The sequence below is a fragment of the Candidatus Nitrospira nitrosa genome (genome assembly GCF_001458735.1).
Taxonomy (GTDB): domain Bacteria; phylum Nitrospirota; class Nitrospiria; order Nitrospirales; family Nitrospiraceae; genus Nitrospira_D; species Nitrospira_D nitrosa.
In genome coordinates this window covers 1,299,250-1,314,336 of the sequence record NZ_CZQA01000001.1, presented here as the reverse complement: position 1 = coordinate 1,314,336, position 15,087 = coordinate 1,299,250, and the positions used below count along the sequence as shown (strand labels likewise).

At 59.2% G+C, this 15,087-nt stretch carries 10 protein-coding genes; 8 read left to right on the top strand and 2 right to left on the bottom strand.

The window, feature by feature from the left end; all coding sequences use genetic code 11:
• Positions 1–179: 179 nt before the first annotated feature.
• The 5 genes from COMA1_RS06240 (at position 180) to COMA1_RS06210 (ending at position 9,288) form a co-directional block, all read left to right on the top strand.
• The gene (locus COMA1_RS06240; protein WP_090745308.1) at positions 180–2,261 is read left to right on the top strand and encodes a beta-propeller fold lactonase family protein; all 2,082 of its coding nucleotides are present in this window, start codon (positions 180–182) and stop codon (positions 2,259–2,261) included.
• Positions 2,262–2,982: 721 nt separating this feature from the next.
• Positions 2,983–4,632 (top strand): calcium-binding protein, encoded by a 1,650-nt coding sequence (locus COMA1_RS21790; protein ID WP_141654236.1) that lies wholly within the window; start codon positions 2,983–2,985, stop codon positions 4,630–4,632.
• A gap of 74 nt (positions 4,633–4,706) precedes the next feature.
• On the top strand, positions 4,707–6,536 hold the full coding sequence (locus tag COMA1_RS06220) for a type I secretion system permease/ATPase (RefSeq protein ID WP_090745297.1): 1,830 nt from the start codon (positions 4,707–4,709) through the stop codon (positions 6,534–6,536).
• Entirely contained in the window at positions 6,529–7,869 is a 1,341-nt protein-coding gene (locus COMA1_RS06215) for an HlyD family type I secretion periplasmic adaptor subunit (RefSeq protein WP_090745294.1), read from the top strand. The genes COMA1_RS06220 and COMA1_RS06215 overlap by 8 nt, the downstream gene beginning before the upstream one ends.
• Positions 7,870–7,944: 75 nt before the next feature.
• The gene (locus COMA1_RS06210; RefSeq protein ID WP_090745291.1) at positions 7,945–9,288 is read left to right on the top strand and encodes a TolC family protein; all 1,344 of its coding nucleotides are present in this window, start codon (positions 7,945–7,947) and stop codon (positions 9,286–9,288) included.
• A gap of 67 nt (positions 9,289–9,355) precedes the next feature.
• Here the strand turns inward: COMA1_RS06210 and COMA1_RS06205 are convergent, their stop codons facing one another.
• Together COMA1_RS06205 and COMA1_RS06200 are read right to left on the bottom strand one after the other, a co-directional pair.
• On the bottom strand, positions 9,356–10,864 hold the full coding sequence (locus COMA1_RS06205; RefSeq protein WP_090745288.1) for a sigma-54-dependent Fis family transcriptional regulator: 1,509 nt from the start codon (positions 10,862–10,864) through the stop codon (positions 9,356–9,358).
• A 113-nt stretch (positions 10,865–10,977) separates the two neighbouring features.
• Positions 10,978–11,805, bottom strand: a complete 828-nt coding sequence (locus tag COMA1_RS06200) for a metallophosphoesterase (RefSeq protein WP_090745285.1) — start codon at positions 11,803–11,805, stop codon at positions 10,978–10,980.
• A gap of 86 nt (positions 11,806–11,891) precedes the next feature.
• Here COMA1_RS06200 and truD point away from each other — a divergent pair, with 86 nt between their 5' ends.
• From truD to COMA1_RS06185, 3 genes are all read left to right on the top strand, one after another.
• Positions 11,892–12,938 carry a tRNA pseudouridine(13) synthase TruD gene (gene truD, locus COMA1_RS06195; protein WP_176697887.1) on the top strand — a complete coding sequence of 349 codons (1,047 nt, stop codon included), beginning with the start codon at positions 11,892–11,894 and terminating at the stop codon, positions 12,936–12,938.
• 71 nt (positions 12,939–13,009) lie between these two features.
• Positions 13,010–14,254 carry an ornithine cyclodeaminase, nickel-pincer nucleotide-dependent gene (locus tag COMA1_RS06190; RefSeq protein ID WP_090745279.1) on the top strand — a complete coding sequence of 415 codons (1,245 nt, stop codon included), beginning with the start codon at positions 13,010–13,012 and terminating at the stop codon, positions 14,252–14,254.
• Positions 14,251–15,051 carry a dimethylarginine dimethylaminohydrolase family protein gene (locus tag COMA1_RS06185; RefSeq protein WP_090745276.1) on the top strand — a complete coding sequence of 267 codons (801 nt, stop codon included), beginning with the start codon at positions 14,251–14,253 and terminating at the stop codon, positions 15,049–15,051. The genes COMA1_RS06190 and COMA1_RS06185 overlap by 4 nt, the downstream gene beginning before the upstream one ends.
• Positions 15,052–15,087: the final 36 nt, after the last annotated feature.

Sequence of the window (15,087 nt, the reverse complement as noted above, 5' to 3'; positions counted from 1 at the left end):
GCTGTTGGAGCACACCTGAATCGGAGCGACTCGTCGGTCGACACTCAACCCGGGATGTGGTCGGCCCAGAGGAGCGGGACTCAGGTGAACCAGAGAAGGCTGGAATGAAGTAGGAGTCGAGCGCTGGATGCGCTGGACTCACGAGAATCACCATTACACATCAGCATATGGAGGAGACCATGAACACGTATGGAATGTTAGGAGCGGCGCTCTGCGTTGCCGTAGGCGTGGCCGGTTGTTCAGGCGAGGATCCCACGCCGCCCGTTGCGATCACTCCGGCGGCCGTCACGTTTGATGTGACGGACGAAGCAGGCCACTGGTTCGATCTTGGTGAGGCCAACAAGGTGGGCGGCACCCGATCACTGGCCATTGTGAAACCAGGGGACAAGGTGGCGTTTCTTCAAACGAAGTCGATCCATGGCCCTGGTGGGGCGAACGGCCCGTCCCGTGTGGAGAGTTTTCACACGGTCACCAGCCTGATTTGGCCGGCCGACGCGACGGCTGCGGAACGCATCGATCAAGATAAAGCGAACAGGGACGATCATGAGGTCACCTTGAACGCCAAGGGGCTCTATGTGTTCGTGTGTAAACTGCACCCCTACATGTTGGCCGGCGTGATCGTTGATGATCCTGCGACGACCAAACCCAACTCATCCGTTCCGGCCTTCGACATCGGTGACAAGCTCCATCTCCTAGGCGTCACGCATACCACGGGTGTGAAGGAAGCCGCCGACGCCGGCGCGGCCTTTACCAGCAACTCCGACCTCGGACTCAGGCTGTTGCGGGCGTTCTTCATCGTCACCAGCCCCTCGAACTGGAAGGACTACACCAAGGTGGGACAAGCGTATAGGCCGAGCTATCCGCCGGTGGCGGTGAAAGTGAATCCCGTCGGGGCGCTTCCACTGCCGGACGGGATCGTTCCCGATTTGAATGCAGCTCTGCAATCCTTCTTCGACGGCGACACGATCCCGGCAGCCACCGCCGGCATCCCGGCAAAAGACGGGGTGGGCGAGGTGTGGGTCGACACGCAGTACGAAGTCAGTACGAAAAAAGGCGAGGCCTATCCCAGCACCGTGACCGTCGTGGATGTCGAGGGAACGAAGAAATGGACGGTGACACGGAAACTCGCGTTACCGAACCAAAAGATGAATAACGCCCATAATCTCTGGGCCAGCGAGGATCAGAAGCACATCTATAACACCGAGTGGCACGGCAAGAGCCTGTACGTCCATAACCGGGAAGACGGAAAACTCTTACAGGAGATCGAACTCGGCAACGACCCCGCTCACGTGATGACCCGCGTCGGAAATGCGACCAGGAGGGAGCAGGTCCACGTCGGGATGAACGGGGAAGATGTGGTGGTGGAACTGAACAAGGACACCAACGGGACGCTTTCCATCAACCGGCGGATTCCCGTGCAGCATCCCGGGGAGCACCAGGCTCAGCCTCATGCCCATTGGATGGGCCATGACGGTGAAACGATGGTGACGCCGAACTCCAATACGAACGACTCGACGTTCTGGGATTTCATCACGGACAAGATCAAGGCGAAACCGAAGACCGGAGCCTTGCCGATCGCGGCAGGAATCAACCCGGACTCGACGACCTACTATGTGTCTAACTATCTCGGCCATAGCACGTCCGTGATCAGGATGTCGGATGGCGTCAATATCAACACCATCAACTTGCTTCAGCATTACGATCCTCTGACCGGAGCCAAAAAGGATGCGAATGGGAAGCCGCTTCCGATCGGGGGACTCCCGATCCAGACTCCGGTGAGCCCGGACGGAAAATTCGTGGTGACCGGGAACACCTTGACCGGCACGATCACGATCATTGACACCGCGGCGGACGGCGGGAAAGGGGCCCTCGTTGCGAGCGTCGAGTGCGATCCAGGCTGTCACGGGGTCAACTTTGGCGCCAAGAAGGGCGGCGGGTACTATGCCTATGTCACCAGCAAGTTCTCCAACCGCTTGATCGTGTTGGACTACGATGCGGACAACGACGGCGTGGTGACCCACACCGGCCCTGACGCACCGGTGATCGCCGGCTGGGTCGTGCTGGCGGATGCGACCGCGCCGCTTGATGATCCAGCGGATAGCATTTCCAAGAACCAGGGCATGGGTGGACAGGGATTGCTACCGGTCCCCAATGTCTACAACGGGTGGGTGCAAAAGCTGCCGAAGGGCTGGTGCGATCAACTCAGCGATGCACAGCGAAATCCGGTCGGCGCACCGCTGAGTGCCTGTCCGGAATCTTGATCGGGTGGTCGGGATACCGGAGTCGACCGATTCCGATAATCTGATGATGCGGCGGACCGATGGGCCCGGTGCGGTGGTGAAAACCACCGCACCGGGCCTGCTCATGCCGCCATCTCCCTGATGCTCGTTCCACATCACCCATCACAACTCCGCTGATCGTCTGGCGTTCACCCAGGGATCGTTTCATGTTTCACGTCTCGCCTCCCACGTCCCATCTTTCCATTTTTACCTCTCACTTCTCCCCTTTCACCTCCCACTTCTCACTCCCGGCTTTTTCCTCTTCACGCTTCACTTTTCACTTCTTACCTCTCACTTTTCACTTCCCCCTTCCCCCGTATCCTTTTCGATAGGACCCTTATCTTTTTGGATAGGTCCGGCGTGAGTCGCTGGACAGGAATCGGCGAGAGATTATAGACGCGCATGCTCATATCGTATTGAAGTGACGGATGATTTCGCCCGCAGCAGACTGCCGGCCCCATTGCGGCACCGATGTTGCCATAGACAGCTGCACCGGGTTGCGGGAGACCACCGGAATCGAAGCCGCTCCTCGGGAGCCACTCACTCCGGGATGGGGTCGGTCTAGAGAAGCGGGACTCATGTGAAACAGAGAATGCTGGAATGAACCAGGGGGAACAGCCGGAAAGAAAGCCGATCCCCCTCAACCAAACAAATAACGTGGCCGGAAGATCCTGGTCACCAACACACACTAAAGGAGACGACCATGGCAACCATAAACGGAACACCGTTCAATGACAAACTAAATGGAACGGCGGGAGACGATGTGATTAATGGACTTGCGGGGGACGACATACTCAACGGCCTGGACGGCATCGACCAACTGTTTGGTGGTGACGGAGGCGATGCTCTGAATGGCGGTGCCGGCAACGACATTCTGCGAGGCGAGGGCGGGGGCGACGGACTGTTCGGTGACGGCGGCCAGGACTATCTCATCGGGGGTGATGGTGATGACTACTTGTCCGGTGGGCTCGGGGCCGACGTGCTGAGCGGCGAGAGCGGAAATGACATCCTCGAAGGTGACGATGGTGATGACGACTTGTCCGGTGGGCTCGGGGCAGACATTCTCTTCGGTGGCAACGGCAACGATTTCTATGACGTAGAAGAGGGCGACGTGGTGGAAGAGTTCTCCAACAATGCGGCAGGCGGAGTGGACCATGTGCAGGCACATATAAATCATACCCTGGGTTTCGGGTTTGAGCACCTCACCCTTATTGGGAGCGGCACCATCGGCACGGGTAATGGGAATGCCAATATCATCACCGGCAACGTTTCCAACAATGTTTTGTCCGGTCTCGACGGCGACGATAGCCTCCTCGGCGGCGGTGGAAATGACGTGCTGAATGGAGGGGCTGGTGTCGACACGATGGACGGGGGGAACGGCAGCGATACCTATGTGGTCGACCACCTCATGGATAGCGTCATCGACTTGGGCTCGACCAGTGACATCGATACCGTCCAGAGCAGCATCAGCTATACCCTGGGCGGGACCATCGAACGCCTGACTCTGACCGGGCCAGCCTCAATCGATGGTACAGGCAACGCACAAGACAATCTTCTCACCGGCAACGGAGCCAATAACATCCTCTTTGGGCTATTGGGCGACGACCAGCTATTCGGTGGGGCTGGGACAGACACTTTGATCGGTGGGGTTGGCAACGACCTGCTGAATGGGGGAACCGGTGCCGACAACATGAATGGGGGCGATGGCAACGATACCTATGTCGTGGACCATGTCAATGATGTGGCAGCGGAAACCTTTGCCGAACAAGGGGTAGATACTGTCCAGGCATCGGTGACCCACACGCTGAACAACGCGATTGAACATCTCACCCTGACGGGCTCCTCGGCCATCAATGGCACCGGCAATGGGCTGAACAATACCCTCAGCGGCAACAGCGCCAACAACGTACTTTCCGGCCTGAATGGCAATGACACCCTAAGCGGTGGCACGGGGAACGACACCCTCAATGGCGGCAACGGCAACGACGTCCTCAGAGGTGGCAGTGGGCGCGATCAGCTGAACGGAGGTGCGGGGAACGATCGTTTTGACTACAACGCCGTCAGCGAGAGTCCGACCAGTACGGGCCGCGATGTGATCACCGGATTTTCCGGCGCAGGGACAGCGCTTGGGGACCAAATCGATCTACGGGATATCGACGCCAATGTGTTGGTCACAGGCAACCAAGCGTTCACCTGGAAAGGGTCGACGCCCGGCGGCGCGGGCACACTCTGGTATACCGGCGGTGTGCTGTACGGCAACGTCGATGGCGATGCGACGCCGGAGTTCCAGATTCAGCTTGTTGGGACCCCGGCACTCACCGTCGGCGGAACTGGCACCGACATTCTGCTGTAAACCACCTGCCTTCACCGGAGGCGCTCGTGAAGCAGAGCGCTCTCGGTGGGCCGCAACAGAGATTGAGAATAGCCATGTTACTGAATCCAATACATCCAAATCCGTCTCCTCAGCCGATAAGTCACTCGTCCGATCTGCGCCGAGCCTTGATCGCCTGTCGTGGATCCTTTCTGACCACGGCCTTCTTTAGCCTGTTCGTGAATCTGCTGATGCTGGTGCCGACCCTCTATATGCTGGCAGTGTATGACCGCGTGCTGATGAGCGGGAGTGCCTCGACGTTGCTGATGCTTTCGCTCATCACCGTCTTTCTCTTCCTGGTCCTGGGTGGACTTGAATGGATCCGCACCAGACTCTTGGTGGCAACGAGTGTTCGACTCGACGAACAGCTGGGGGACCGGGTCTTTGACGCGGTCTTCTCCCACTCCCTCAGGAGCAGCGGCGCCGTCTCCACCGCTCAGCCCCTAAACGATCTTCTGCAGATCCGGCAGTGCTTGACCGGCCCGGGATTACTGGCCTTGTTCGATGTGCCCTGGATGCCGATCTATGTCGGACTCATGTTCCTGTTTCATGTGTATTTCGGAACAGTGGCAGTCCTCTCCATCCTCCTGTTAACGGGGCTTGCGATCTGGAATGAACTGGCGACCCGCAGCGATCTGGCAGACGCGAACCGGGACTCGATCGACGCCACCCAGTGTACCCAACGCCAGCTCCGCAATGCCGAAGTCGTCGAGGCCATGGGCCTGCTGCCGCACCTGCGAGCCCGCTGGCGCGCGAAACAGTGCCGCGTCCTCACGCTGCAGAGTCGGGCCAGCACCACGGCCGGCTTGATCAACGCCCTGTCGCGGACGTTCCGGCTGACGATTCAATCCCTGGTGTTGGGACTCGGGGCGTATCTGGCCGTTCAGAAGCAGATCACACCGGGACTCGTCATCTCCGGATCGATTCTGCTGGGACGCGCCCTCGCCCCGCTGGATCACTTGATCGCAGGGTGGCGCGGCGTGCTCGGCGCACGCGAAGCCTATCACCGTCTCGACCACCTGCTCCACACCATTCCGGAACGAATCACCCGCATGCCGCTGCCGCCGTTGCGCGGACACCTCACCCTGCAGGATCTCGTCCTCACGACGCCAGGTCGGAGTGAACCCATTCTCAACGGGATCAGCCTGACGATCGAACCGGGAACGACAGTGGCGTTGGTCGGCCCGAGCGCCGCCGGCAAATCCACCCTGGCCCGGGCGATCCTCGGGTTGTGCCCTCCGGCGCGTGGGCGGGTCTGCCTGGATGGTGCGGACGTCTCCAACTGGGATCGGACACAACTGGGCCCGTCCATCGGCTACCTGCCGCAAGATGTCGAATTACTGGATGGCACGGTGGCCGAGAACATCGCTCGTTTCGGTCCGGTTGAGACGGATCGGGTAGTGGAAGCGGCGCGATGGGCGGGCATCCACGAGATGATCGTGACCTTGCCGCAGGCGTACGACACGCCGCTGATCGGAAACGGTGTCGCCCTCTCGGCGGGACAACGGCAACGGATCGGGATTGCCCGGGCGATCTATGGACGCCCACGCCTGGTGGTGCTCGATGAACCCAATGCGAACCTCGACCAGGCCGGAGAAGCCGCGCTGCTGACCACGCTCCGGCACTTACAACAAGACGGCTGTACGGTGGTACTGGTCACACATCGCCCGCATGTGCTTCAGGCGGTGCACAAGGTCGCGCTGCTCGCCGGTGGCACACTGGTTCGGTACGGGCCTCGTGAAGCGGTGCTGGCCGCGCTTGCTCCGCCGGCTGTCCCACCGCAACAGGCAGGACCAGCACCCGTACCCCGTACGAGGCCGGTCGTCTCAGGCCCTGACAGGGTCACAAGTCTGTTGCGATCAAGTGAGGAGGTGCTCCATGGCTGAACAGGCCCTTGCGGTTTCACACCCAGTCTTGAGCGACGACCGTGCCATCCGCTGGCAAGGCTTGGCCCTGGTGCTGGTGGTCTTCGGCGGATTCGGGACCTGGGCCTCGCTGGCTCCGCTCCACAGTGCCGCCTTAGCCCCCGGCGTCATCACCGTCGAGCACTATCGGAAAACTGTGCAGCATCTCGAAGGCGGGATCATCCGCACGCTGGCGGTGCATGACGGAGACGCCGTGCAGCAAGGCCAGGTGCTGGCCACGCTGGATGAGACCCACGCGCGGGCCCAGTTGGAGGTCTTGCGCGGGCAGCTCTATAGCCGTGTTGCGCAGGAAGCCCGACTCACCGCACAGCGCGATCGACTGCCGGTTGTCCAATATCCTCACGACTTACTCGCGCACCACACGGATCCACGCGCTCAGGACGCCATGCGGGTACAAGATCTCACCTTTCAGGCTCGCCGGACGGCACAGGAGGGGGAGCGCGCGGTGTATCGCCGACAGATCGAGCAACTACGAGCCAAAGTAACAGGCCTCCAGGCACAGCGGTACAGCAAAGACCGCCTGGTGGAGTCCTATCGCAGTGACGTGGCGGACTTCACGATGCTTTTGAAGGAAGGCTTTACCGAGAAACAGAAGGTCGAGGAGCTGAACCGGGCCCTGGCGCAGAGTGAAGGGCACCGTGGCCAACTGGTCTCCGAGATGGCGGCAAGCGAATTACAGATCGCCGAAATCGAACTAAAAATTCTCCAGTTACACAAAGACCTGCAGCGAGAGGTGGCAAAAGAACTGAGCGAGGTCCAGGCAGACCTGTTCGGCCTGCGCGAAAAAGTACAGGCGCTGGAGCGGACGGTCGACCGAACAGTCATCACGGCGCCCGTCTCAGGGATGGTCCTGGGGCTGACGCTGCATACCATTGGGGCCGTCATTCCACCGGGGGGACGGCTGCTCGACATCGTGCCCCACCATCAGAAACTGATCATCGAAGCCCAAGTGGCGCCCATCGATATTGATCGGGTCACGGTGGGTCAGGTGGCGGAGGTGCGCTTCAGCGCCTTCAAGACCCGGGATCTTCCCATGATCGAGGGCAGGCTAATCAGTGTGTCGGCGGATCGGCTGGTGCGAGACCTCAAAGAAAACAATGGCGGCGACAGCGCGTACTACCTGGCCCGTGTGGAGGTCTCTCCCGACGGTCTTCAGGCCTTGCGCGCCGCCGATCTTGCCTTGGTGCCGGGGATGCCGGCGGAGGTCCTCATCCAGACCGGCTCACGGACCCTGCTGCAATATGTGATGAAGCCCCTGACCGATACCTTCAAACGGGCCTTGATTGAGGAGTAAGCCGTGACACAAGACCATCGCTCATACCCACACAGCGGCTGTGCTGACGGCCCGTGCCACCACGAATCTACGACGATGACACCCCTGCTGGTGTGTGTGCTGATCTGTTCGTTCCTCTCTCCGGTGGCCACGGCCGCCGAAGAACCAGCCGCGACGTTGCTGCACCTCTACGATCTCGCGTTGAAGACCAATCCGGTCCTGGAGGGCCGGAAGTATTCTATCGTCCAGGCCGAAGCGCTGCACGATCAGGCGCGAAGCAAGCTCTTGCCGCAAGTATCGGCCACCGGCAATGTGACATGGAACGAATTGACGCAGGACACGTCTAACCTGTTCACCGGGCAGACAAGGGAGCTCACCACGCAGTATGAAGGGTTGCGCGGCGTGGTGCAGGCTCGGCAAGCCCTGTTCGACCTTGCGTCATACCGGGCTTATGAAGGCGCCGGGTTCTCCATCAAACAGGCAGAGCAGGACTTGGCGGATGCTCGCCTGAGCCTCGCCACCGAGCTGGTCGATCGGTACTTGGAATACTTGGAAGCCCAGGATGAAGCCAGCTACGTGCAGAGTGAGCTGGAACTGACCGATGGGGAGACACAACGGATCCGCCGACTGTACGAGCGCACGATGGCCAAGGTGACTGATCTCTATGAGGTGGAGGCATTCTCCCACACGCTCAGAACGCGCGAACTGGAGATCCTCAATGCGAAAGCCGTCGCGTTGGAAAAGGTACGGGAGGTAGTTGGGATTCCGGTCACCGATCTGGCGAGATTCACGAGAGCAGAGTTGCCGCCGGTACCCGGACAGACCGATCAGTGGGTGGCCAACGCCGTCGAGCATCATCCAGCAATCCAGGCCTTGCGGTATGCGCTGGACGCAACCGCCAAGAGCATGGCCAGTCAGTGGGCCAACCATCTGCCGCAAGTGTCCCTCCAGATGTCCGGCATATATGCGAAGAACGGCGGATTCGACAATCGGCAACTGGACCCCTACACGGTCGGAAGCTTAGGCGTGCAGGTCACAGTCCCCCTCTTCTCCGGGGGCAGCATGAAGGCGGGGGAGCGCGAAGCTCTTGCTCGATTTGAAATGACCAGGTACAAGCACCTCCAAAAACAACGCGAGATCGAACGGGAGACGAAGACCGCCTATCTGAATGCGCAGACGGGGTATGCGCGGATGGCCTCAACGGCGCGTGAGGTGGAGGCGCGCATCAAGGCCCGGGATGGCCAGCAACGGGGTTATGAATTGGGCGCGGCGACGATCATCGCGCTGCTGGAGGCGAAAAAGAATCTCCTAAAATCCCGGTTCGCCCATGCCCGGGCCCGTTATGACTACATCCGGTCTTTGGTGGCCTTACGGGTCTGGGGTGGAACGCTCTCGCGAAACGATATCGAAGAAATCAACGGCTGGCTGGCACGGGGCTGACCGCGCTCTCACGAAGGTCAACGCTGTTCACGATCGCATCAATCCTGAATTTGCCCATGAGACCTTCTTACGAAATATTCAGCTGCTTACAGAGGCGGGACAGATAGGTCGGTTGCAGCTGCAACGCCTGAGCCGCCTTGGTCTTGTTGCCCCCGGATTGCCCGATCGCCTCCAGCACGCGCTGACGTTTGAACTCTTCCACCGACGCGTGAAAGGGCAAGTCCATCAGCGGGACCGTCCAGGGCTCACTCGGCTCTCTGTGCTCGAGGGAGAGATCGTCCACGGTAATCACGTCGTCATGGGCCAACACCACGGCGCGCTCGATAATGTTCGCCAGTTCACGCACATTGCCGGGCCAGGCGTAGTGCTGGACTGCTGCGACTGCATTCTGGTGGATGCTCATCCGAGGCCGCTTCAGCTCTTTCGCATACCGGGCGACAAAGAAGGTGACCAGCGCCGGGATGTCTTCTCTCCGCTCCCGGAGGGGTGGGATCATCAGGCTAATGACGTTCAGCCGAAAGTAGAGATCGTTGCGAAATCGTCCATCGGCGATGGCACTGACCAAGTCTTGGTTGGTCGCGGCGATCACACGAATGTCGACCTTGATCGCTTGCGTCCCCCCGACCCGATCAAATTCCCGATCTTGCAGCACCCGGAGCAATTTCGCCTGTAACGCCGGCTTCATGTCGCCGATCTCATCGAGAAACAGGGTGCCGCCCTGCGCGATTTCCAACAACCCCTTCTTCTGTTGATGAGCTCCTGTGAACGCCCCTTTTTCATGCCCAAACAGTTCGCTCTCGAGCAGATGGTCGGACAGCGCCGCGCAATTGACTGCGACGAAGGGTTTGGCCGCGCGCGGACTCCAATTGTGAATCGACCGGGCCAAAATTTCTTTCCCGACGCCGCTCTCTCCGAGGAGGAGCACGGTGCTGTCGCTCTGCGCTGCCCGTTTCGACATCTCCACGACCCGCTGCATCGACGGGCTTTCAGCAATCAACGTACGGTACCGTTCTTCTAGAGAGACTTTCAGCACCTCGCGCTCTTCCTGCATTGACGCCACCAGATTGGCGTTTCGTACTGCCACGGCGGCATAGGAACTGAATGCGGTCAACAGCTCCAGATCGGTCTGATCAAATTGTTTCACCTTGGCCGTATTGAGCGTTTCCAGCACGCCGACGACCTGCTGGCGATCGACAAGCGGCACAGCCAGCACCGACCGGGTCTCAAACCCTGTCGCCTGATCGACCGAGGCCGCAAAACGCGGATCGTGCTGGGCATCGTTCACAATCAACCCCTTCTGATGTGTGGCGACCCAGCCGGCGATGCCTTCCCCCATCTTCAATCGCAGCTCTTTCACCTCGCCGCTCACGGGTCCGGTCGCCACTTTGAGCACTAACTGTTCCCCTGTCGGATCGACCAGAAACAGACTGCTGGCTTCACAGGCCAGCAATTCTCCGGCGGAGTTGACGATCAGGTTCAACAGCGCAGGCAGATCCATCGACGAGGTGAGTAGCCGACTCACAGAAAGGAGCGCCGCCAGTTGTTCCCGAGTGGGTTGAAAAGATAAATCGAGCATCGAGATGCGGTGACACGTTATTGCGGAACATCAAACTAGCGGCTCATCCTATGCCATGGGCCTGGAGGGAGTAAATAGGGTCTCTGGGGTATGAATCTGGATTGGGGTTTCGCTTACACCCACTCGATGAGGGCGATTTCTGGCCGGCAGTTCCATCGAAAGGGGAGAAAGGACCACCCGAGTCCTCGATTGACGTACAGCCTGTGGACACCAGACCGATGCCAGCCTGCAACCCGGCCGCCACATCCCGGCGGGAGCCAGAAGGCCGGAACTCCCGGCACCCGCCACTGCCCACCGTGACTGTGCCCGCACAAGATCAAATCGATGGCATGGTGCGGCTCCACTTGATCCAGAATATTCGGTGCATGGGCCAGCAACAGCGTAAAGCGATGGTCCGCGCGAGGTGGCAGACATCGCAGATCGGCCCGATGGAGCGAAGGATCATCGACACCGACAATCACCAACTCTCCCCCTGCTACTGAGACAACCGCACTCTGGTTCACCAACAAGGTGATCTTGTGCCGATCGGCCAGTTCGGCATACTCTGTCACCGAGACCCCGCTGTAATGATCGTGATTGCCCAGGGTCACATACACTGGCGCAATGTCGCGAAGACGGCTGAGAAACCGGAACAGATGCGGCAGCCCTTCTGGTACATTGAGCAGGTCGCCGGTGATGACAATCCAGTCTGGTCTGAGATCGCCGGTGTTTTGGACAATACGATCATGACGCGGATAATATCGATCGATGTGTAGATCGGTGAGATGGACGGCACGATGCCCGGCAAGCAACCCATGCATATGGGTATATCGTGTCACCTCATAGTCGGAGAGACCAAATTCCCAGTCTGGAGCAAGGCTGAACAGCTGATAGAGAGACTGGCCCATGGCATGGCCGATGGAAGCTCGCAAAAGATCGGGCCATGACGACGTACGTCCCATACTCACCCTATCCTCAATCCTTTTCCCTCCATGGATCAGAAAAAGTATAGCATGCGGTTACTGAGTCGATGCCGTACGGAGAACCGATGGAACCACTGAACGAACCATTTCTGACGAGTGATCTTCCCGGAATCGGTGGACGAATGCGTTCTGTGCCTGAGGACTTTCAGGTTGAAGAGCGCCCCCTCTACCTGCCCTGCGGCGAAGGAGAACACCTCTACATCACGATCACGAAGCGTGGTCTTTCCACGCCCGATCTCGTCCGACGGCTCTCCTCGACATTGGGGATCAAGGCGCAAGCCATCGGGGTCGCAGGCCTGAAAGACGCGCGAGCCGTCACGACGCAAATGATCTCTTTGCAAGGTGTGCCTCCTGAGCAGGTCGCCAGCCTCTCCATCGATGACACCATCCTGAATGTGACCGTCCTCGGACGCCATCGCAATCGGCTTCGCACCGGTCACCATGCGGGCAATCGTTTCCATCTGACCATTCGCGAAGTTACCGGCCACGCCAAGGACACCGTCCCAGTGATTCTTGAGCAGCTCACCAGACGCGGAGTCCCGAACTACTTCGGTCCTCAACGGCAAGGAAAGGATGGGACCAACTACCAAACCGGCGCGGCCTTACTCCACGATGCCCGTCGACGCGAGAAGATGAATCGTAACCAGCGTATCTGGTATCTCAATACCTATCAGTCCTTTCTGTTCAATCGGATCCTTGCCCGCCGGATCGACCAGATTGATCGTCTGTTCATCGGCGACTGGGCAATGAAACAGGACAACGGCGCCTGCTTCCAGGTTGACGATGCGGAGAAGGAGCAACCACGCGCCGATCGCTTTGAGATCAGCCCGACCGGGATTCTCTTTGGGTCACGCGTATCTTGGGCCGGAGGTGAACCCGGTGTGATCGAAGAGACGGTCATCACCGAAGCAGGCGCTACCAAAGACGTCCTCATTACCGCCGCCAAGGCCTGCGGATTTCGAGGAGAACGTCGTGCACTTCGCGTCCCGCTGACCGAACTAGTCTGGTCGTTGAACCAGAATATCCTCACTCTCTCATTTAGCCTGCCTCCAGGTGCTTATGCGACAAGCGTGTTACGAGAATTGATGAAACCATCTCAGCCCACCCCATAGCGGTCAATTCTCATTTTCTTTCTCCTCCTCCTCCGAGTGATACAATACGGCCAGCTGTAACACACGAGGCTATGAGCACGTATCACGAAACTGTCGTTCTGCAAGGACACATCATCGACTCGCTCGTGCTGGCGAAGGTACTGGACCTCATCGTGATGATGGGTGGGACCTTCGACCTTGAAGACGTCTGCATCGGAAAGACGCGTGAAGAACCCTCCAGTGCTCACATCGTTATCCGAGCGACCTCGCGCAGTCTTCTGGATGACATTCTGAACGCGATTCAGCCGCATGGAGCCTTAGTTGAAGGTGAGGCTGACTGTCGGACTGATCAAGCGCCAGCCGATGGCCTGTTACCCGACGATTTCTACGCCACGACCCACTTACCCACTCAGATTCGGCTCAATGGCCGGTGGCTGGATGTCGATCGCATCGAGATGGACCTTGCGATCCTCGTGGATGAACAAGGCATGGCAGCGTGCGCGGTTCCGATGGGCGAGGTTCGCCGTGGCAATCGAGTCGTCGTCGGCCGTACTGGCGTGCGGGTCATTCCCTTGCAGCGTCCGCAAGAGCGGGATGTGTTTGGATTCATGGAGTCGCATGTCTCGGCGGAGCGACCCCATGGGCACGTCATCGCTGATGTCGCGGCTCGGATGAGACGATTGCGCGCTCAATACCAGAAAGGGCAACCTGACTCCAAAGTGTTGCTTGCCGGCGGACCGGCCATCATTCATGCCGGTGGCCGGGAGCCGCTCACGTGGCTGATCGAACAGGGTTTTGTCCAGGTGCTCTTCTGCGGTAACGCACTGGCTGCGCATGACATGGAAGCCGACCTGTATGGCACTTCGCTCGGGTACGGACTCACAGCCGGGCGTGCAGTTCCCCATGGCCACGAACACCATTTACGGACCATCAATCGCATTCGTACTATCGGCAGTATTCAGGCAGCCGTGACTTCCGGTGTGATCACGCAAGGGATAATGGCAGCCTGTGTCCGTCAAGAGGTATCGGTCGTCATCGCTGGGACAATCCGTGACGATGGCCCCTTGCCTGGGGTGATCACGGATTCTGTCGAAGCACAAAGCGCCATGCGAGCTATGATTCCCGGTGTGGGATTGGCGCTGTTGGTTGCGTCCACGCTGCATGCCATTGCCACCGGCAATCTGCTCCCGGCGACCATCCCGACAGTCTGTGTCGACGTGAATCCCTCAGTCCCTACCAAATTAGCCGATCGCGGCAGCTTTCAAGCCGTCGGTCTTGTCATGGACGCAGCATCGTTTCTCACAGAACTGGCTCGGGCTCTGGGAAGGCAAGCATGAGTCGCCTCCTGGTCTGCCCACCTGATTTTTTCGGTATCGAGTATGAGATCAATCCCTGGATGCGCCTCAGCAACCGAGTCGACCACGAGCGAGCCGTCTCACAGTGGCATACCTTGATGGAGATTCTTGAACAGGAATTGGGTGTGATGCTCGAACGAATGCCCCCCATTCCAGGACTACCGGATCTTGTGTTTACGGCGAATGCCGGACTGGTTGTCGGACGCACGGCCGTCGTGAGTCACTTCCGACATCCTGAGCGCCAGCGAGAGGAGGCGCATGTCGAGCGTTGGTTTCGCCGGCAGGGGTATGACGTCATGACGGTGCAGACCGGCCTTCACTTTGAGGGCGCGGGCGATCTCCTGGGATTGTCCGATACCTGGTTCGGTGGGTATCGGCAGCGATCGGATATCGGTGTCTACCCGATCCTCAGCGAGCACTTCCATCGAGAAATCATTCCGCTCGAACTCGTCGACAATCGCTTCTACCATCTCGATACCTGTTTCTGCCCATTAAGCGGCGGCGAGCTGCTGTATTTCCCCGCCGCATTCGATCTGGAAGGTCAAGAAGTACTGGCTACCCGAGTCCCCACCGAGCAGCGTCTGGTGGTCCCTGAACACGAAGCGCTGAGGTTCGCCTGCAACGCCGTCTGTGTGGGGAAGCATGTGGTTCTTCCCGCCGGATGTCCCACGACAGAAGGGTTGCTACGGGAACGGCGATATGACACCCATGCAGTTCAGCTCGATGAGTTCATGAAATCTGGTGGGTCAGCTAAATGCCTGACTTTGGCGTTGGATTGATTGGGCTGCACCCAAGCGGATCCTCATCTCTTTCGA